The sequence below is a fragment of the Gracilibacillus marinus genome (assembly GCF_042651725.1).
In the GTDB taxonomy this organism is placed as follows: Bacteria; Bacillota; Bacilli; order Bacillales; family Amphibacillaceae; genus Gracilibacillus; species Gracilibacillus marinus.
In genome coordinates, this window is sequence record NZ_JBHSDV010000004.1 from 105,412 (window position 1) to 124,450 (window position 19,039).

At 33.6% G+C, this 19,039-nt stretch carries 20 protein-coding genes; 14 read left to right on the top strand and 6 right to left on the bottom strand.

Translation table 11 applies throughout. From position 1 onward, the window contains the following. Positions 1-51 precede the first annotated feature (51 nt). From ACFOZ1_RS12960 to ACFOZ1_RS12975, 4 genes are all read right to left on the bottom strand, one after another. Positions 52-762: a hypothetical protein gene (locus ACFOZ1_RS12960; protein WP_390199930.1), complete on the bottom strand. Its 711-nt coding sequence runs from the start codon at positions 760-762 to the stop codon at positions 52-54. Continuing rightward, positions 746-1,615 (bottom strand): ABC transporter ATP-binding protein, encoded by an 870-nt coding sequence (locus ACFOZ1_RS12965; RefSeq protein WP_390199932.1) that lies wholly within the window; start codon positions 1,613-1,615, stop codon positions 746-748. Before ACFOZ1_RS12965 ends, ACFOZ1_RS12960 begins: the two co-directional genes overlap by 17 nt. Next, positions 1,612-1,980 carry a GntR family transcriptional regulator gene (locus ACFOZ1_RS12970; RefSeq protein ID WP_390199934.1) on the bottom strand — a complete coding sequence of 123 codons (369 nt, stop codon included), beginning with the start codon at positions 1,978-1,980 and terminating at the stop codon, positions 1,612-1,614. Before ACFOZ1_RS12970 ends, ACFOZ1_RS12965 begins: the two co-directional genes overlap by 4 nt. Positions 1,981-2,321: 341 nt before the next feature. Beyond that, positions 2,322-3,032 carry a metallophosphoesterase family protein gene (locus tag ACFOZ1_RS12975; RefSeq protein ID WP_390199936.1) on the bottom strand — a complete coding sequence of 237 codons (711 nt, stop codon included), beginning with the start codon at positions 3,030-3,032 and terminating at the stop codon, positions 2,322-2,324. Between the two features lie 169 nt (positions 3,033-3,201). On the opposite strand from ACFOZ1_RS12975, the gene ACFOZ1_RS12980 reads away from it, so the two are divergent. From ACFOZ1_RS12980 to ACFOZ1_RS13000, 5 genes are all read left to right on the top strand, one after another. Beyond that, on the top strand, positions 3,202-3,654 hold the full coding sequence (locus ACFOZ1_RS12980; RefSeq protein ID WP_390199938.1) for a DUF5392 family protein: 453 nt from the start codon (positions 3,202-3,204) through the stop codon (positions 3,652-3,654). Between the two features lie 115 nt (positions 3,655-3,769). Further along, positions 3,770-4,885, top strand: a complete 1,116-nt coding sequence (locus ACFOZ1_RS12985) for a glycosyltransferase (protein WP_390199940.1) — start codon at positions 3,770-3,772, stop codon at positions 4,883-4,885. 38 nt (positions 4,886-4,923) lie between these two features. After that, a complete protein-coding gene (locus ACFOZ1_RS12990) occupies positions 4,924-5,265 on the top strand; it encodes a helix-turn-helix domain-containing protein (RefSeq protein ID WP_390199942.1) in 342 nt (113 codons plus the stop codon). A 4-nt stretch (positions 5,266-5,269) separates the two neighbouring features. Further along, complete coding sequence (locus ACFOZ1_RS12995; RefSeq protein WP_390199944.1) at positions 5,270-5,872, top strand: hypothetical protein; 603 nt, start codon at positions 5,270-5,272, stop codon at positions 5,870-5,872. Between the two features lie 217 nt (positions 5,873-6,089). After that, the gene (locus ACFOZ1_RS13000) at positions 6,090-6,767 is read left to right on the top strand and encodes a response regulator transcription factor (RefSeq protein WP_390199946.1); all 678 of its coding nucleotides are present in this window, start codon (positions 6,090-6,092) and stop codon (positions 6,765-6,767) included. Between the two features lie 5 nt (positions 6,768-6,772). Here the strand turns inward: ACFOZ1_RS13000 and ACFOZ1_RS13005 are convergent, their stop codons facing one another. After that, complete coding sequence (locus ACFOZ1_RS13005) at positions 6,773-7,537, bottom strand: AraC family transcriptional regulator (protein ID WP_390199948.1); 765 nt, start codon at positions 7,535-7,537, stop codon at positions 6,773-6,775. 141 nt (positions 7,538-7,678) lie between these two features. Between ACFOZ1_RS13005 and ACFOZ1_RS13010 the strand changes: the two genes are divergently transcribed. The 9 genes from ACFOZ1_RS13010 (at position 7,679) to ACFOZ1_RS13050 (ending at position 16,130) form a co-directional block, all read left to right on the top strand. Beyond that, complete coding sequence (locus tag ACFOZ1_RS13010) at positions 7,679-8,410, top strand: ThuA domain-containing protein (protein WP_390199950.1); 732 nt, start codon at positions 7,679-7,681, stop codon at positions 8,408-8,410. Further along, positions 8,403-9,437 carry a Gfo/Idh/MocA family protein gene (locus tag ACFOZ1_RS13015; RefSeq protein WP_390199951.1) on the top strand — a complete coding sequence of 345 codons (1,035 nt, stop codon included), beginning with the start codon at positions 8,403-8,405 and terminating at the stop codon, positions 9,435-9,437. The genes ACFOZ1_RS13010 and ACFOZ1_RS13015 overlap by 8 nt, the downstream gene beginning before the upstream one ends. 15 nt (positions 9,438-9,452) lie before the next feature. Then, positions 9,453-10,421, top strand: coding sequence for a sugar phosphate isomerase/epimerase family protein (locus tag ACFOZ1_RS13020; protein WP_390199952.1), 969 nt, complete (start codon positions 9,453-9,455; stop codon positions 10,419-10,421). Between the two features lie 15 nt (positions 10,422-10,436). After that, the gene (locus ACFOZ1_RS13025; protein ID WP_390199954.1) at positions 10,437-11,480 is read left to right on the top strand and encodes a Gfo/Idh/MocA family protein; all 1,044 of its coding nucleotides are present in this window, start codon (positions 10,437-10,439) and stop codon (positions 11,478-11,480) included. 26 nt (positions 11,481-11,506) lie between these two features. After that, entirely contained in the window at positions 11,507-12,268 is a 762-nt protein-coding gene (locus tag ACFOZ1_RS13030) for a sugar phosphate isomerase/epimerase family protein (protein ID WP_390199956.1), read from the top strand. 241 nt (positions 12,269-12,509) lie between these two features. Beyond that, on the top strand, positions 12,510-14,165 hold the full coding sequence (locus ACFOZ1_RS13035) for a PTS transporter subunit IIBC (protein WP_390199958.1): 1,656 nt from the start codon (positions 12,510-12,512) through the stop codon (positions 14,163-14,165). Between the two features lies 1 nt (position 14,166). Further along, positions 14,167-14,952 (top strand): endonuclease/exonuclease/phosphatase family protein, encoded by a 786-nt coding sequence (locus tag ACFOZ1_RS13040; RefSeq protein ID WP_390199960.1) that lies wholly within the window; start codon positions 14,167-14,169, stop codon positions 14,950-14,952. Between the two features lie 22 nt (positions 14,953-14,974). Further along, positions 14,975-15,466 (top strand): PTS sugar transporter subunit IIA, encoded by a 492-nt coding sequence (locus ACFOZ1_RS13045; protein WP_390199962.1) that lies wholly within the window; start codon positions 14,975-14,977, stop codon positions 15,464-15,466. Positions 15,467-15,611: 145 nt separating this feature from the next. Next, positions 15,612-16,130 (top strand): acyl-CoA thioesterase, encoded by a 519-nt coding sequence (locus tag ACFOZ1_RS13050; protein WP_390199964.1) that lies wholly within the window; start codon positions 15,612-15,614, stop codon positions 16,128-16,130. A gap of 629 nt (positions 16,131-16,759) precedes the next feature. Here the strand turns inward: ACFOZ1_RS13050 and ACFOZ1_RS13055 are convergent. Continuing rightward, on the bottom strand, positions 16,760-18,988 hold the full coding sequence (locus ACFOZ1_RS13055; RefSeq protein ID WP_390199965.1) for an alpha-galactosidase: 2,229 nt from the start codon (positions 18,986-18,988) through the stop codon (positions 16,760-16,762). Between the last annotated feature and the right edge of the window lie 51 nt (positions 18,989-19,039).

Here is a 19,039-nt window from a genome sequence, read left to right on the forward strand (position 1 = left end):
ATAAGTAGTTTTTCTTAAAACTGAACTACTTAGAATGACACGTAACTTACATTACTTATTTGTAATCTTATCTATTATACTTTGATTTCTAACAATAAGCCATAATATTCCTATGAGTATAATATATAGAATGAAGAAGGAAAATTGGCTATATTCTTTTTCTGTTATGATAAATTGAGCGAAAAAGTGAAATAGTTCATCAGCAAATGATCGAACAAAAATCGGGAAACTCACGATAATGAGAAATACGATACTTACTTTGTAACCGAATTTATATAATAATGCAGCGACGATATTAAAGACTAAGAAGAAGAACATATACAAAAAGCTCTCGTATAGAATTAATTGTGAAGTAGCAATCTGATGATCCATTATGTTTATGCCATAGTACGAGAAGTTATCGATATGAAAGAAATCAATAATGTATCCCATAGCAAATAAAAATACATTACTAATAATCGACATGGTAATTGTGAATAGAATAAGATATAGCACATAAGCAAAAAGGTAACTCGTACGACTGGAACCAAACTTAATGATTGCAGGAAATGTCTCCTTAAAAAATAATACTGCGAATATAGCTGTAAAAATAAGGCTTGGTAACGTATTTACACCGACAAATTCAATTTCGAAAGACTGAAACAGGGTAGTAATACAAAGAAAGAATAACAAAAATCCTAAGAAAATTAGCCAAAATGTCAGTACAGTTTTATATGAGTATTTCAAAAAGTAATATAAATTAAACTTAATTTGAGTGAACAATTTCTCTCATCCTCTCTTTTGTTAAATATACAAATAATTCTTGTAAATTTAGTTTCGATACTTCAAATCTCTTATCGTCTATCTTCTCTTCATCAAATAAAACAGCTGTCTTTTGTCCGAGGATTGTCGACTCATGAATGACGTGACGATTTTTAATATATTGATCAATTTCTTCTTTACGTCCTTTAATAATGGCATGTTTTTTCTCTAGTTCCTCTGATAATTCGTGTAACATCACAGATCCTTCATGAAAAATAATCACTTCTTCAAAAAGCTTACTCACTTCATCAATTAGATGTGTCGATAGAATAATAAGTCTTGGGTTTTGTTGATAAGACTGTAACAACAAATCATAGAAAGTAGATCGATTCGATGCATCTAATCCGATGTATGGTTCATCAAAAATCGTAATAGGTGCATTACTTGATAATCCGATAATAATACCTAAGGCAGAATACATACCCTTCGACAGAGTTTTAATTTTTTGTTTAGCATTTAATTGGAAGATATCAAGTAATTTATTCGCGTACGATTCATCCCAGTTAGGATAGAATTTACTAGAAATAGTTAAGATTTCTTGGACTGAGAACTTTTCATAAAAATTGTTACTTTCCATAATAAAACATATATCTTTTGTTTGTTCATAATTATTGAATACTGGCTGTTCATTTATTTGAATGTCACCTTTTGATTGACGGAAGTGACCTGCTAATATGCGCATAAAAGTTGTCTTTCCTGCACCATTCTTACCTAATAAGCCAATAATTTTGTTGCCGCTTAGATGAAGATTAATGTCTTTTAATGCTTCTTTTTTTCCATAAACTTTTTTTAATTTGCTTACTTCAATATTCATACTTTTCCACCTTCCTTTATCCATGTAATTAATTGATCTTTGTGGACTTGAATACGATCTGCTTCTTCAAGTAGTGGTCTCATATATTGCTCATAAAAATGACTTTTTCTTTTTTGTAATATGATTTCTTTTGCTTGTTCTGTTACAAACATACCGACACCTCGCTTCTTGTAAATAATTTCTTGACTTACGAGTAAATTGATACCTTTTGCAGCTGTTGCGGGATTTATTTGAAAATGTTTTGCGAATTCATTCGTTGAAGGAACTTTATCATTTGCATGTAAGTCACCATCTATAATATTTGTTTCAATTAATTCTGCGATTTGTTGAAAAATTGGTTGGTCATCTTTTAGTCTGTCAGACAATTTTTATTCACCACCTTATTGGTTAGTTACTTATGTAATTAACCGTATAACATTGATTTCAAAAATGCAAGCCCTTTTTATTATCTTTAAGGAAATAATATAAAAAAACCTTCAAAATTAGGCTTTGAAGTCTAATTTCGAAGGATAATTTAATTTGATATGCTCCAATCACTACGTTTATAAGCGGACACTTTTAGCTTTTAATTTATCCAGCACAAGTGTCCAGAAACTAGGCGATTTCACAAATCATCTTACGATAAGTCATCATCGATTCGTACCTCACCGTGATTCCTATATCTAAGTTGATTCGCTCCAATCGCTACGTTTCTAAACGGACACTTTTAGCTTTTAATTAAATCAATCAAAAATTCTTTGTTTGGGTAATTTAGGTCTTGTAGTTGTTGACATACTTTTTCTAGATCATAAGAAACTCGGATATGTGATGAGACAATGCTTGTTTCTGTAAGTTCGATTAAGACATATGATGCTTTTTTTATACCGTCAAATGGTAACCCAACACTACCTAAGTTAATAATTGTTTTTCCATTGATTGTTCGTTCATACGCTTTATGAATATGTCCATAAAGATAGATATCTGCATTGGAATGGTTAAAAAATGTTGCCTCTATCATCTCATCACTAGCATCAGGGGACACAACATCGAATAAACTAGTTGGTGTTGCATGAAATGCGTGAAAGTGTATGCCATTTCGTTCCAATTTTACTTCGTTGGGTAAGGATTGCAAGTATGTGATATCTTCCTCATTTAATTGTTTTCGAGTCCATTGTTGTTCTTCTTGCATGATACGTAAGTTAGAATCAGGCACTTCTTTCTCTTTCACTCCACGAATGACCCATTCATCCGCATTTCCTTTTATTACATGTGTATTTAGTTGTTTAATCATATCTAACGCGCGTTTTGGTTCTGGCCCTCGATAACATAAATCACCTAACACGACAATTTCATCTACATTTCTTTGTTTCATATCAGAAAGAACTGCATCTAAAGCAAGCGCGTTTCCATGAATATCTGAAATCCAAGCTATTTTCATATGTATCACCTCGATTCTATGATAAAACATTTCTGTAATGTAATACAATAATAAGCAAAGATTTTGACTGTATTTACGGATAGCTCATATAATATAGTAAGACGTAACCTATTATATGTTTATTTACTTCAAGATAAGGGTATCGTCTATTATGAGGAGGAATGTACAGATGTTTTCCTTTATGACAAATGAAATTCCAACATTTATGAGAACAGAATTAGAGAAGTTATTTACAAAGATAGGACCTTTAATGAAAAAAAATACAAAATACATGATGTTCGCTACACCGCTAATATTAATTTCTGTATTTAATCTGGTTTATTTTCTTTTTTTCGAAGGTTTGTCTAATGAAATAATGACAGTAACACTTATATATGCACTTCTTGCAGCGATTGGCTTTGCTTTGTATAAAGAAAGTAAAAGAATAAAGAAACAAATTAAAAAATTAGAACTGGAACATATTGTGAAACGAATTGAAAAAAGTGATGTAATGAATGAATATAAGAAAAAAGATTATATTAGTTTAATTATGAATCAGCCCAGGTTGGGGTTGCAAACTTTTATGAATTTCCTAACGGAAGAAGAACAACGAAAACAAATGAGTCATTTTAGAAGCGAGTAAACGAGTAATACGTTTGCTCGTTTTCTTATTGACACAATGGTGTAAAAGTGAGAATATATTGTTGTGTTCTTTATAAAGAATATAATGTTCTTTATAATAAAGAGGAGGCGAATAAATGGAAAGTGCATTACGTATACTACATATAGTTGATGCCATGAATTATAGTGGTATTCCAACATTATTAATGAACTTGTACCGTAAAACAGATCGAAAAAAAATACAATTTGATTTTTTAACGAGCGGGAATGGCACATATGATAATGAAATTAAACAACTAGGTGGCCATTTGTATCAGATTCCTCCGATAGAGGAAATTGGCTTTTTCCAATATACTCGTACATTAAGAAAGTTTTTTAAGCTTCATTCTTCATATATCATCGTCCACAGTCATTTAAACTATCTAAATACAATTACTCTCAGAGAAGCAAAGAAAGTGCGTATACCTGTTCGAATAGCACACATGTATAGTCTTGTCCCAAATCAGTATGAAACTAGGCGATTACGTCATCAATTGTGTAAACATACATTACCACTTTATGCGACAGAATATTTTGTTAGCTCAAAAGATGCCATCCATCATGTATTTCATAAAAGTAAAGATCCTGATTTATTTCCATACATCATCGAATTGGAAAATTTTTGTTATTCACCGTCAACTAGAGAGATATATAGAAAGAAATTAAATGTAACAGAGAAACAGTTTGTAATAGGTCATGTAGGTGGTTTCACTAGTCAAAAAAATCATAGCTATATCATAGATTTATTCAGGGCTTTCCGCAGAACTGTTCCACATGCGAAATTAGTCTTAATTGGTGAAGGTCCATTAAAGAAAACAATAGAACAAAAGCTTAATCAATATCAGTTACAAAATGATGTTTATCTATTAGGTGCAGTAGATGATGTAGAAAATTGGATCCAAGCATTTGATGTATTTGTTTTTCCTTCCATACAAGAAGGTTTACCGGTAAGTGTTTTAGAGGCGGAATGTGCTGGATTACCAATATTAATATCTGAAAATATAAAGGTAGGAGTAAATTTTGAAACTGGATCCATCATGAGTTTACCTTTAGAAAATAAACAAGAGTGGCTTTCTGCATTACATAAAGTGAATGTAGAAAGACCGAGATTATCTATCACAAAAGACACGATTATTCAAAAAGGCTTGAGTGATATATCTATTGTGAGAAAGACAGAAGAAAAGTATTTGTATTTGAGAGATGAAGGGATCTAAGGGAATCGTATAAATCAATTGGATTTGAGGTTTATTGAATGATTGGAACAAATATTAAGAAAATACGAAAGAATAAAGGGTTGTCTCTAACTGTATTAGCAGAAAAAGCGAATATATCCAAATCGTATTTAAGCAATTTAGAACGCAATTTAAATGGGAACCCCTCTATCCAAGTTGTAGAGAAGTTAGCTGAAGTATTACAAGTGAAAGTGACCATGCTACTAAGTGAGAATTGTGAACCGCTAATACATGAAGAAGAATGGATTGATTTTGTAAAAGAGTTAAAAACTTTAGGACTGAATCGCTATAATTTAGACGATTATAAAATTATTTTTGAATTTATTCGTTGGAAAAAGAGCGAAGAGGAGAAAGGAGAATAATAGATTGGAGACTAAAAGAGTATTATGGGTTATTGACCCGAATGATCCAATTGTTTCTAAAGATCAATTAATCGAAAAATGTCTCAATCATTATAAGAATAATTACGATATTTATGTACAATTACTAGAATATTGCCCTATATTATATAATCATTTAAAAAATATAACGAGACTTCTTCCTCCTTTTTCTAAGTCAAAGAGAACAAGTGCAAGCTCGACAATACATCCGATTAAAATACCACATCATATTCGATATGCTTATTATAAATATCCTAATCTAGTAGAGATATACTGGAGATATATAAAAGAAACCTTATGGAAAGACACACGTTACTATCATAAAGTCGTCATATTCTCTCAAGGTTTAGCAGAGTTATATGTGAGAGAGGCAGTTACCTTCCACAAAGTTTATATTCATATACATGATGTGAATAGTGTAATTACAAATAAATTATGGCAGGGTCCACTCACACATTTTTACACAAATTCAACTTTTATTCATTATATGTTAGATAAAAAGGGCTATACTATACAATGTAAAAAGGACAGATATGAATTGGAAAATAGTGCCTCTCTCGCAGCAGTTAGGCGTGATAGATTTTATTAATCTTTATAAAAAAATGACAGAATGATTAATTGAAATAAAAAATAGGTAAATAAAACTAAAATGTTCTTTTAAAAGAACGTATAATACGTTATAATATATAAAAAGGATATAGTGTAAGTATAAATCAACAATAACTATTATTATTTTACTATTCGTTCTTGTATTAATGGTAAAAAAGCATTATAAAAAGATAACCAAATAGATGGAGGAAATGAGAATGTCAACATATACCGTTGTTGTAGCAGAATCACAAACACTATTTAGAGATATGATTACAAATTTTGTAGAAGATATGGATGAATTTTGTGTCATCGGCAAGTTAAAAAATGGACAAGAAGTAATTAATTTTATTACAGAAAAAGAAGTGAGACCCTATTTATGTTTGTTAGATATACATATGCCAATTATGGATGGAATGGCATGTGCTAAGAAATTGAAAGAAGTGTATCCAAATATTAAAGTTGTTCTATTGTCCGCATATGATGATGAGACATCCATAGAGAGAGTTATTTCTGTAGGTGCAGATGGGTATATTTTAAAAAGCTCAGGATTAGATGAATTTAAAGAAACTTTACGTTTTATTATTGATGGTAAATTTGTTGCACCACAAAAAATGGTTCATTATTTCTCCAAACGACTAGATACATTATTAAAATTGGAACGAGAAAGTTCTTTACATTATATTAAAGAACACTTCAATCACCGCCAAGATTTCAATAAAAGAGAATGGCAAATCATTCAATTAATGAAAAAAGGATGGACAAATCGAATGATTGCAGATCATTTAGGAATAAGTGAAGGTACAGTAAAGAATTATTTATCTATTATTTATAAGAAGTTAGAAATTAAAAATAGGGTGGAATTATTACAAATGTTATCAGAGATGACAGGGTGACCTTCTTATAATTGACTACGATAGTTTCTTGGCGACAATTGATATTTACGAGTGAACAGGCGATGAAAATAAGAATAAGAACTGAATCCACAATTTAGTGCAATACTTTCAAGTGTATTTGTTGTATATTTCATTTGATTGATTGCACTAGATAATCGAATCGATTGGGCGTATTCAATTATTGTCATCCCTGTATGTTCTTTAAATAGATGCACACAGCGAGAGATACTGAGATCACATGAATCTGCTAATTCTTGTACTTGAAAATTTTGTTTTGTTGCATTCTCTTCAACAAAACGCATCATTTTCATCACGATGAAGGGGTGTTTTGACACATTATCCGTTCGATTCATTTCTCTTTCTAAGGAAATACATAAAGCAGATAATAAATGATCCGTAAGCGAATGATTTCTTTCAATGTATGGTCGCCTTTCTTCAATAATGAGATGATGCCATAGCTGTAATATTAAATCATCCATCGAAATAGAAATTAGTGGAGGCATGTGTTTAAAATGGTCATGAATCCAATTGCCTTCACAATATAGATGTAAATCTCCACTAGTTTGTTCTTCATTCACATATAACTCATATCGTTCATTTGGCTTAATCATTAACAAATCACCTTTTTTTACAGGATGATTTTTTTTATTTATCTTCACAATTGCAGTTCCTTCTGTTTGTAAACGGAATAAATAACATAGTTCTGAAGACATATGGTAGGTATGATATTTTTGATTATGAAACGAATAACCACAGAATCGAAGTTTCATGTTTTAACATCCAATCTCCAATAAATTTATTAAAAATGTTCAAAATAGCAAAATTGTTCATGTATTAATTATATCAGTTATGTTCATAAAAGCAAAAACATAGTAGTATGAAGATACATGAACAACTAGGAGGTAGAATCAATGAGAGTAGTCGTATGGAATGAGAATAGACACGAAAAACTAAATGAAAATGTAGCTAGTATATACCCAGAAGGTATTCATGGTGCTATAAAGTCATTTTTGCAAACAAACGATGTAGAAGTTCGTACAGCTACATTAGATGACGAGAATCATGGGTTATCAGAAGAATTATTAAAAGAAACAGATGTGTTAATATGGTGGGGACATCTTGCACATGATGAAGTAAATGATAATATTGTGCAACTCGTTCATGAAAACGTTTTAAATGGAATGGGCCTCATTGTCTTGCATTCTGGACATTTTTCAAAAATCTTCAAAAAATTAATGGGGACATCTTGTGATTTAAAGTGGCGTGAAGCGAATGAGAAGGAACGCATTTGGGTTATGGATCCAACACATCCAATAGCAGAGGGGGTTGGGGAGTACTTTGAGTTACAAGAAGAGGAAATGTATGGAGAGCACTTCGATATTCCAACACCAGATGAATTAATTTTTGTCAGTTGGTTTGAAGGTGGAGAAGTATTTCGTTCTGGGTGTACTTTCAAACGTGGGCATGGAAAAGTATTTTATTTTAGACCTGGGCATGAAGCTTATCCTACATACTATGATAAAAACGTACAACAAGTAATCAAAAACGCAGTGAAATGGGCTAAGCCAGTCAATCGACCATTAGCGACATATGGAAATGCGAAACCATTAGAGAAATTAGATGAGGTGAAGGAAAATGAGTAAATTACGTGTAGCAGTAATAGGATGTGGAAGTATTTCAAAATTACGTCACTTACCGGAGTATGTATCAAATAAACATGTTGAAATCGTAGCGGTTTGTGACATTGTAAAAGAAAGAGCGGAAACGACAGCAAAAGAATATAGTGCAAAAGCATATACAGATTACGAAAAAGCAATTTCAGAAAGTAACGCAGATATTGTAAGTGTTTGTTTACCAAATTATTTACATGCACCTGTCTCGATATTTGCATTGGAACAAGGAAAACATGTGCTATGTGAGAAACCAATGGCAACATCAGAAGAAGAAGCAATACAAATGATTGAAGCAAGTAAGAAGGCAAACAAAAAATTAATGATTGCACATAATCAACGTTTTGTAAAAAGTCATGAAAAAGCACGTCAACTTATTTCAGATGGCAAATTAGGTAAAATCTATAGCTTTCGTACAGCGTTTGGTCATGGTGGACCTGAAGGCTGGAGTATCGATGGCGAGAATAGTTGGTTCTTTCGTAAAAAAGAGGCATTTATCGGTGCACTTGGTGATTTAGGTGTGCATAAAGCAGATGTTATTCGATATATTTTAGATACAGAGTTTGTTGAAGTCGCATCAATGATTGAATCATCAGCAAAAGCAAATAGTGATGTAGATGATCAAGCAGTTACGATATTGCGTAGTCAAAATGGAATTATCGGTACATTAACAGCAAGTTGGGCGTATAAAGTTGGCGAGGATAACGCGACAATAATTTATGGAGAAAAAGGAATGCTTCGTTTAGAAGACGATCCACAATATTCTATGATTGTAAAATATGTTGATGGTACGAATGTGAATTATGAGCTCGGTCAAATTCAGACAAATGATAATGATGGTCAAACATCTTCAGGTGTAATTGATCACTTTGTTGACTGTATTAGACATGATAAAAAACCATTAATTGATGGGGAAGAAGGGTATAAATCCTTACAAATTATCCTTGCAGCACTAGAATCAAATGAGCAAAAACGAACAATTAAACTAAATGAAAATTAGAAGGGAGAATGTAAAATGAAATTAGGTGTGTTTACTGTATTATTTGGTGAAAAGAAATTCGAGGAAATGCTTGATTATGTGCAAGCAAGTGGTTTAGAAGCAGTAGAAATCGGAACAGGTGGATATCCAGGTAATGTCCACTGTAATATTGATGAACTTCTAGAAGACAAAGAAAAACGTGAAGCATATCTTCATGCAATTAAAAGTCGAGGATTAGAAATAAGTGCATTCAGCTGTCATGGAAATCCTCTTACACCAGACAAAGCATTTGCGGATGAATGTGATCAAGTATTGCGAAAAACAATTAAGCTAGCCAGTTTGATGGATGTTCCAGTTGTAAATACTTTCTCAGGAACACCTGGTGATCAAGAAAACGCAAAAGCTCCGAATTGGCCTGTAGCACCTTGGCCTCCTGAATTCACTGAAGTATTGGACTGGCAATGGAAAGAAAAATTAATACCATATTGGAAAGAAATAGGGCAACTGGCGGAAGAGCATAATGTAAAGATTGGATTAGAATTGCATGCTGGCTTTTTAGTACACACACCATATACGATGTTGAAATTACGTGAACATACAAGTCCCGCGATTGGCGCAAATTTAGATCCAAGTCATTTATGGTGGCAAGGAATTGATCCGGTGGCGGCAATCAAAATTTTGGGTAAAGAGAATGCGATACATCATTTCCATGCAAAAGATACGTATATTGATCAAGATAATGTTAATATGTATGGGCTTACAGACATGCAACCATATGGAAATATTCAAACAAGAGCATGGAATTTCAGATCTGTAGGTTGCGGACATAGTCTTGAAGAGTGGTCCAATATGATTAGTGCACTTAGAACATTCGGATATGATTATGTCATTAGTATCGAGCATGAAGATCCAATTATGTCTGTAGAAGAAGGATTTCAACGTGCAGTAGATAATTTACAATCCGTAATTATAAAACAAAGTCCAACTGACATGTGGTGGGCATAGAAGGAGAGATATGTTTTGTCTAAATTAAAAATTGCATTAATTGGAGCAGGAGGAATTGCTACGTCTGTCCATTTACCAGCATATCAAAAAGCACATGAGCATGTAGAGATTGTTGCAGTTGCAGATGTGTTTGAAGAGAGAGCAAAGAAGGTGGCAGCTGAAGCGAATATACCTCATTATTTTAAAGATTATGAAGAAATGTTAGACAAAGTAGCGATTGATGCTGTGAGTGTATGTGTACCAAATAAATTTCATCGTGAAGCAACAATAAAAGCGTTAGAGGCAGGTTGCCATGTGCTTTGTGAAAAACCGCCAAGTATGAATCAAGTAGAAGCAAAAGAAATGGAAGATGCAGCAGTAAATGCAGGGAAATTATTAATGTATGGTTTCCATTATCGTTTTCAATCAGAAACACAAACAGCTAAACGATTTATTGATGCAGGTGAATTCGGAGAAATATATTCTGGTAGAGTCCATGCGATAAGACGACGCGGAATCCCTGGTTGGGGAGTATTTACGAATAAAGAATTACAAGGTGGAGGTCCTTTAATTGATATCGGCGTCCATATGTTAGATACCGCACTGTATCTAATGGGCTATCCAGATCCTGATGTTGTATTAGGTAAGACACACCAACAAATTGGAAAACAAAAAGGTGTAGGGCTACTTGGTGAATGGGATTATAAGAACTTTACTGTAGAAGATATGGCGATTGGTATGATTACATTCAAAAATGGCGCATCGCTCATATTAGAATCCGCTTTTGCTGCAAATGTGGAAAAAAATGATTTGATGCAAGTGTCATTAATGGGAAATAAAGGTGGCGCGGATATTTTTCCACTAAAGATGTATCAAGAAAAACACGAGACACTGATTGACATTACACCAGCATATGTTCCGCAGATTCATGCACATGAAAAAGAAATATTAACATTTGTGGACCATTGTGTTACTGGCAATATAACTAGTGAATTTGCGAAACAAGGCACAAGTATTCAAAAAATCATTGATGCTTTATATGAATCAGCAGAAACTGGTCTAGCTGTTCATATTAAGTGAGATAGCAATAACAGGAGGAAAAACAAATGGGGAAAATAGCCATTCAATTATATTCAGTTAGAGAACATACACAAAAAGATTTTTTTGGTACGTTGAGAAAGTTAGGAGATATGGGGTATGAAGCAGTGCAATTTGCAGGGTTTTTTGATGCGGATAGCCAAGAACTAAAAGGTGTCTTAGAAGAATCAGGTTTAGTTGCTGCAGGAAGTCATATGCCATTTGAATCACTATTAGGAGATCAATTGGAAGAATCATTAGCATATAATAAAGTGATTGGAAATGACCTCATTATTTGTCCAATCTTACCAGAAGCGTATCGTACTAGTGAAGAGGCATATTATAAAGCTGCGGAAGAATTAAATGAAATTGGACGCAAGTGTCATGACGCTGGTTTTACATTTGCTTATCACAATCATGATATGGAATTTTTTGATTTAGGTAATGGGAAATGTGGATTTGATATTTTATTTGAAGAAACAGATAAAACATATGTGAAGATGGAGTTAGATTGCTACTGGGCGACACATGCAGGAATAGATCCATTGCAGACGATTCAATCACATGAAGATATCATTGTTTCGTTACACATGAAGGATATGACAGTAGAAAACGGTCAGAAAAGAAGTATTGAAATAGGTAAAGGTACGTTAGATATTCACAGTTTGTGGAACCAAGGCGAAAAAAGCGGTGTGAAATGGTATGTAATCGAACAAGAACAATTTGATGGAGATCCATTAGTTAGTGCAAAAGAAAATGTAGTGAAATTAAAACAACTAATTCATAATTAAATAATAGATGACAAAAATATGATTAGAGGCATTTGCTTCTGATCATTTTTTTGTATAATAGTTTAGTGTAGGATAGAAAAGAAGAAAAAAATCAAGGGAAATACCATTATAACAATGCAAACGATTGCCCAAAGACAAATATGTTAAATTTTATAGTTGATTAATATTTTTAAATGTTCTAAAATTGAATTTGCGCAAACGATTGTATAAATAAATGTTAATTATAAAGTGAGGGGTAAATATGAAGAAATTTATGTCTTTTGACTTCTGGCAGAAGTTAGGGAAAGCGCTCTTAGTAGTTGTAGCGGTTATGCCTGCTGCGGGTATTATGATTTCATTAGGTAAACTTGTAGCAATGTCAGGTGATGATATCACTTTATTACTTAGTATCGGTAGAGTGATGGAAGAGCTTGGATGGGCAATTATCGGGAATCTCCATGTATTATTTGCTGTAGCGATAGGTGGTTCTTGGGCAAAAGAACGTGCTGGCGGTGCATTCGCTGCATTGTTAGCGTTTATTTTAATTAACCGTGTCACTGGAGCTATTTTTGGTGTCACTGGAGATATGGTCAGTGATGCAAGTGCAACAACACAATCTTTATTAGGTAGTGAATTAATTGTTGCAGATTATTTTACAATGATATTAGGTGCACCTGCACTTAATATGGGTGTGTTTGTTGGAATCATCTCTGGTTTCGTTGGAGCAAATGTATTTAATAAATATTATAATTATTCAAAGTTACCACAAGCACTCGCATTCTTTAATGGGAAGCGCTTTGTTCCATTTGTTGTTATTCTGTGGTCTGTTATTATTGCTTTGGTGCTATCATTTGTATGGCCTTTCATTCAAGGATTATTAAATGATTTTGGTAAATGGATTGCTACTTCTAAGGATTCTGCGCCATTTATTGCACCATTTGTATTTGGTACTTTAGAACGTTTAATGTTACCTTTCGGATTGCATCATATGTTAACAGTGCCGATTAACTATACAGAATTAGGTGGCACCTATCAAATTTTAACTGGAAGTAATGCTGGTGATATTGTTGCAGGACAAGATCCATTATGGTTAGCGTGGATATCAGATTTAAATAATTTATTAGCTGCAGGAGACATGAATGCGTATAATCAATTATTAAGCGATGTGACACCTGCACGTTTCAAAATGGGACAGATGATTTTAGGGTCAGCAGGTTTAATTGGTGCTGCATTAGCAATGTATCGTAATGTAGACAAAGACAAAAAGACAAAGTATAAATCGATGTTCTTATCTGCAGGATTAGCTGTCTTTTTAACAGGGGTAACAGAACCGATTGAATTTATGTTTATGTTTGCTGCACCATTATTGTATGTTGTTTATGCTATTTTGGCAGGTCTAAGCTTTGCTGTAGCAGATTTAGTCCATTTACGTATTCACTCATTTGGTAACATTGAATTTTTGACTAGATTACCGATGACGATTAATGCAGGGTTGTTACAAGATGTGATTAATTATGTGATTGTCTGTGTCATTTTCTTTGGCTTGAATTATGTTGTCTTTAACTTTATGATAAAGAAAATGAACTTACCAACACCAGGTCGTAAAGGTAATTATACAGATGACGAATCAGTTCATGACGATACTGTGAATGAGGGAACAAAAGAAGCGAAAGATACAAATAGTATAGCTGCAAAAATTGTTGATTTATTAGGTGGAAAAGAAAATATAGAAGATGTTGATGCATGTATGACAAGGTTGCGTGTAACTGTAAATAATATAGAAAAAGTGAAAAGCGAAGCGGAATGGAAGAAAACAGGTGCGCTTGGATTAGTTTTAAAAGATCGAGGTGTACAAGCAATATACGGACCGAAAGCAGATGTCATGAAATCAGAAGTACAAGATTATTTGGAGGATTAATATGCGTCTACTTACGCTTAATTGTCATTCTTGGCAAGAAGAGAATCAGTTAGAAAAAATCGAGTATTTAGCAAAAGTAATTGCAGATCATCAATATGATGTCATTGCATTGCAAGAGGTAAGTCAAACGGAAATGTCACCTATTGTGTATGATAATGTGAAACAAGATAATTATGGACACGTGTTAGTGGAGAGAGTAAATCATTTAAGTAAGGAAAAGTATGTGTTGAAATGGACGCCATCTCATCGTGCATATGATGTGTATGAAGAAGGTGTGGCTATTTTAACAAAGCATCAGATTGAAGATGTAGAGACAACGATTCTGTCTAAATCAGATAACTTTGACTTTTGGAAGACAAGAGCATCTTTAGTTGTTGATATTCTGATAGATAATGAGAGAATAACATTTGTCTCCTGTCATATTGGTTGGTGGAAAGATGAGGAAGAACCGAGTCAATTCCAAATAGATAATCTCTTGCCAATTACCTCAAGAAAGCATCCAGTGTTTTTAATGGGAGATTTCAATAGTGAAGCAAGCGTACGTGAAGAAGGGTATGACTATTTGTTAGCTAATGATATTTATGATACATTTGAGTTAGCTGTGGAAAAAGATAGTGGAATTACTGTGCCAGGAAGTATCGCGGGTTGGGAAGCAAGTAAAAAATCAAAACGAATTGATTATATTTTTACCAATCAACCAATAAAAGTTCAGTCATCTAAAGTTATTTTTAATGAAGAGAACCATATGGTTATATCAGATCATTATGGGGTAGAGATAACTATATGATGAAGTAGAAAGGGGTTATCACATGTTAAAGAATATTTTTAAGAAAAAAGAGATAAATAATGCATTTGTTTCACCAATGTCTGGAAGTGTGGTTCCGTTAGAAGAAGTGCCAGATCAAGTCTTTTCACAGAAGATGATGGGTGATGGTATTGCGATAGAACCAACAGATGAGACTGTCCTATCTCCAATTGATGGAGAAGTAGTAGATGTATTTAAAACAAAGCATGCGATTAATATGCGTGCAGATAATGGAGCAGAGATCCTTATTCATATGGGACTTGAAACGGTTCAATTACAAGGAGAAGGTTTCGATATTCTTGTGTCGAATGGCCAAAAAGTAAAAGCTGGTGAGCCGTTAGCAAAAATGAATATCCACACGATTATTGAAAAAGGATGTCAAACAGTAACCCCAATTATCTTGTTAAATGGTGACGAGTATAAAATAAGTAATCGAACAACTGAAAAACATGTAACGGCAGGAAATGACCAATTGTTTCAAATTAACAAGAAATAACATTCGTTTTATATCAAAAAACTATTCGAGTAACAATCGAATAGTTTTTTTGATTAACGTAATACGAACACTTTGTTTAATTTGTTAGACTAAAAGGTATAATAGAGTGTAGGTACTATTGCATAAATTAGGAGATGTAAAAAAAGTGGAAACAAAACGTATGAAAGAGACACGTGTCGTACAGACAGATTTGGTATTAATTAATGATTTAAATAATTATCATTCTTTATTTGGTGGTGTATTGATGAAGAAGATGGATGCATGTGCAGCTCTAGCGGCAAGAAGACATGCAAGAGTTAGAGAATGTGTGACTGCATCTATTGATTCCGTTCATTTTATTGCACCAATTTTACAAACAGATTCTGTATGCCTAGAAGCATTTGTTACATATACCGGCAAGAGTTCGATGGAGATTTTTTGTAAAGTCATTGCGGAAGATTTAGATACTGGTGAGAGACGGTTTGCGGCAACTGCATTTCTTACATTTGTTGCACTAGGAGATGATAAGAAGCCTGTTCGTGTGCCGAAAGTAATACCAGAAACAGAAGAAGAGAAGTTTTTGTATGAAACTGCTAGTGAGAGAGTGGAAATGCGGAATGCAAAACGAAAGCAAAACAAACATTTAATTCAGAATCTATCGATATCCAAACCATGGGATGAGTGATAAAGGGAATTCCTTATGAAGATGAATAAAAGAGGTTAAGGCATAAATATTTTCTTCACATATGAAATTAGCGATGGAAGTTATTAAGTTTTTCAAAATCTGTTTTTTAGGGACTTAGAGGAAAAACCTACGGAAAGAGAAACGGACATGCCAGAGCGGTTGCCGAGCGCATATCAAATCTCAAGATTACCAAATAGAGTGATATCTCACTTTCCTTATAATACACATAAAACCCAAACGACTCGTTAAATAGCTTGCGAATCGTTTGGATTTTTGTATTAACAGAATTCTCTTGCCGCTACGTTTCTAACCGGGTGTATCCGCTTTTGTTTATCCAGCGATAGCACCCAGAAACTATGCGACTTCGCAAACCACCCTACGATAAGTCATCATCGGTTCGTACCTCGCCGTGATTCCTTTATCTCAGTTGGTTTACTCCAGTCGCTACGTTTCTAACCGGGTGTATCTGCTTTTGTTTATCCAGCGATAGCACCCAGAAACTATTAGACTTCGTAAACCACCCTACGATAAGTCATCATCGGTTCGTACCTCGCCGTGATTCCTTTATCTCAGTTGGTTTACTCCAGTCGCTACGTTTCTAACCGGGTGTATCCGCTTTTGTTTATCAATTATCCTATTGCTTTGATATAGAATAATTTCGCTTGATAATCACCAGGATGTTCTCTACCCCAATATTCATTTGCTCTATCAATATAATTACCTGCAAGGATGATTCCGATATTCATTAACTCACTACCATAATACGTTGTTTGATTATTAATGCTATATAGTTTGTTTGAATCAAGCCCTACTAATTTAATACGCTCGTATGCTTCATTTGGTTTGGCTAACACTTTGTAATATCCAACAAGTGCTTCCTCTTTCTCTTGATCCACAACCATCCATGTTGTTTCATTTTGTTCAAATGGACTAGTTAAGCGGAAAAATGCACCACTTCTTATTAAATGACGATGTTGTTTAAAAAATGCCACTTGTTCTTTTACTTTTTCTTTTTCTTCATCAGATAGTTTTGTAATATCTAATTCATATCCGAATGTGCCGAAGTAAGCGACAGCAGCTCTTGTATCAATTGGCGTCTTTCTACCTACTTGATGATTAGGAATGTCAGAAACATGGCTACCAATAGCGCTTAATGGATATACCATGGAAGTACCATATTGAATCTTCAATCGCTCAACAGCATCTGTATCGTCACTTGTCCAAGTTTGTGGTGCGTAGTATAACATACCAGGATCAAATCTAGCACCGCCTCCAGCGCATGATTCAAATAAAATATTAGGATATTTCTCAATTAAACGTTCATATAATTTATATACTCCTAAAATATATCGGTGGTATACTTCACCTTGTTGATCGCTTGCTAATTTGTTCGAATATGCTTCTGTAATATGACGATTCATATCCCACTTAATATAAGAAATTTTAGACTTAGCAATAATCTTATCCATTAAGTCAAAAATATAATCGACTACATCATCTCTTGAGAAGTCTAAGACAAATTGATTTCTACCATGTGATGCGCTGTAATTTGGTGTAGAAATAATCCAATCAGGATGTTCTTCAAACAATTTTGTATCTTTACAGACCATTTCTGGTTCAAACCATAGACCAAAGCGCATACCTAGTTCTTCAATTTTCTCGCTTAAACCATTGATTCCGTTTGGTAACTTCTCTTCATATTCGAACCAATCACCCAATGAACTTGTGTCATCATCTCTTTTACCGAACCAACCGTCATCGAGTACAAATAATTCAATACCCAATTGTTGAGCGGTTTGAGCGATTTCTACAACCTTTTCTTCATTGAAATCAAAGTATGTTGCTTCCCAATTGTTAATTAAAATAGGTCGAACAGTATCACGCCATACTCCTCGTGCTAAACGATCACGATATAGTGTATGGAATGCTTGACTCATGCCATTAAGGCCTCTATCTGAATAAACCATCACACATTCTGGTGTTTGGAAACTAGAACCTGCTGACAATTTCCATTTAAATTGTAATGGATTTATACCAAGTGAGACACGACTTACATTATATGTGTCCACTTCTACTTGAGCTAAGAAATTTCCGCTATATACAAGGCTAAAACCGTACACGTCACCACTATTTTCATTTGTATCAAAACGTTTCAAAGCAATAAAAGGATTAAACACATGACTACTTGCGCCGCGGTTTGAATAAATAGATTGAATCCCTTTTGACAATCTTTTAGTCTCAACATGTCCTTCTCTAGCCCATGCACCATGTAAGTGAACCATGTCATATTGATCATCTGGAAAATCGATATTCATGCTCATTGCTTTGTCTAAATAATAGGTTTCTGTCCCTGTATTGATGAATGTTGCATGACGAGTTATTACTTTACGGTTATCGAAAATCGTATAGGATAAAATTAGTTTGCATTGTAATACTTCATCAAATAGTTCTACTTCTAATGTTTCTGCTTCTTCCTCTTTTTCTACATAAGTGGCCGGTAAACCATCTAGCGTTCTCTTCCCTTTAAAAATGCGATAATCAGAAAAGACGAAGTTCGTAATATGTGCACCGTTTTCTCGCGTAATTGAGTGTGCAGGATAACGAAAATCAGTTGACCCAAAACTAGGATATTCCTGTTTTATATGTTCAAGAGAAGATGTATGGTCACCCTCAAATAGATTAGTAGATGGTCTAATCTCGCGTTCAATTAAGTGAGCAAACGAATTACGCTGATGTATTCGTTTACCAAAATATAAATGTTCTAGTTGCTTACTTTTCTCTAAGACTCGAAAAACATAACTAATGTGGTCATTGTGTAGATGGAAAGATAACTCCTTTTTATTTACTGTAATTGGCATTTTGTAGCCTCCTTTTGTATGTGTTTAACGATAACTTAAAACTACTATATT

Excerpts from the sequence above, each read along its gene's own strand:
- ACFOZ1_RS12965 (WP_390199932.1), bottom strand. The coding sequence starts at position 1,615 with ATGAATATTGAAGTAAGCAAATTAAAAAAAGTTTATGGAAAAAAAGAA.
- ACFOZ1_RS12975 (WP_390199936.1), bottom strand. The coding sequence starts at position 3,032 with ATGAAAATAGCTTGGATTTCAGATATTCATGGAAACGCGCTTGCTTTA.
- ACFOZ1_RS12980 (WP_390199938.1), top strand. The coding sequence starts at position 3,202 with ATGTTTTCCTTTATGACAAATGAAATTCCAACATTTATGAGAACAGAA.
- ACFOZ1_RS12985 (WP_390199940.1), top strand. The coding sequence starts at position 3,770 with ATGGAAAGTGCATTACGTATACTACATATAGTTGATGCCATGAATTAT.
- ACFOZ1_RS12990 (WP_390199942.1), top strand. The coding sequence starts at position 4,924 with ATGATTGGAACAAATATTAAGAAAATACGAAAGAATAAAGGGTTGTCT.
- ACFOZ1_RS13000 (WP_390199946.1), top strand. The coding sequence starts at position 6,090 with ATGTCAACATATACCGTTGTTGTAGCAGAATCACAAACACTATTTAGA.
- ACFOZ1_RS13005 (WP_390199948.1), bottom strand. The coding sequence starts at position 7,537 with ATGAAACTTCGATTCTGTGGTTATTCGTTTCATAATCAAAAATATCAT.
- ACFOZ1_RS13010 (WP_390199950.1), top strand. The coding sequence starts at position 7,679 with ATGAGAGTAGTCGTATGGAATGAGAATAGACACGAAAAACTAAATGAA.
- ACFOZ1_RS13015 (WP_390199951.1), top strand. The coding sequence starts at position 8,403 with ATGAGTAAATTACGTGTAGCAGTAATAGGATGTGGAAGTATTTCAAAA.
- ACFOZ1_RS13020 (WP_390199952.1), top strand. The coding sequence starts at position 9,453 with ATGAAATTAGGTGTGTTTACTGTATTATTTGGTGAAAAGAAATTCGAG.
- ACFOZ1_RS13030 (WP_390199956.1), top strand. The coding sequence starts at position 11,507 with ATGGGGAAAATAGCCATTCAATTATATTCAGTTAGAGAACATACACAA.
- ACFOZ1_RS13035 (WP_390199958.1), top strand. The coding sequence starts at position 12,510 with ATGAAGAAATTTATGTCTTTTGACTTCTGGCAGAAGTTAGGGAAAGCG.
- ACFOZ1_RS13040 (WP_390199960.1), top strand. The coding sequence starts at position 14,167 with ATGCGTCTACTTACGCTTAATTGTCATTCTTGGCAAGAAGAGAATCAG.
- ACFOZ1_RS13045 (WP_390199962.1), top strand. The coding sequence starts at position 14,975 with ATGTTAAAGAATATTTTTAAGAAAAAAGAGATAAATAATGCATTTGTT.
- ACFOZ1_RS13055 (WP_390199965.1), bottom strand. The coding sequence starts at position 18,988 with ATGCCAATTACAGTAAATAAAAAGGAGTTATCTTTCCATCTACACAAT.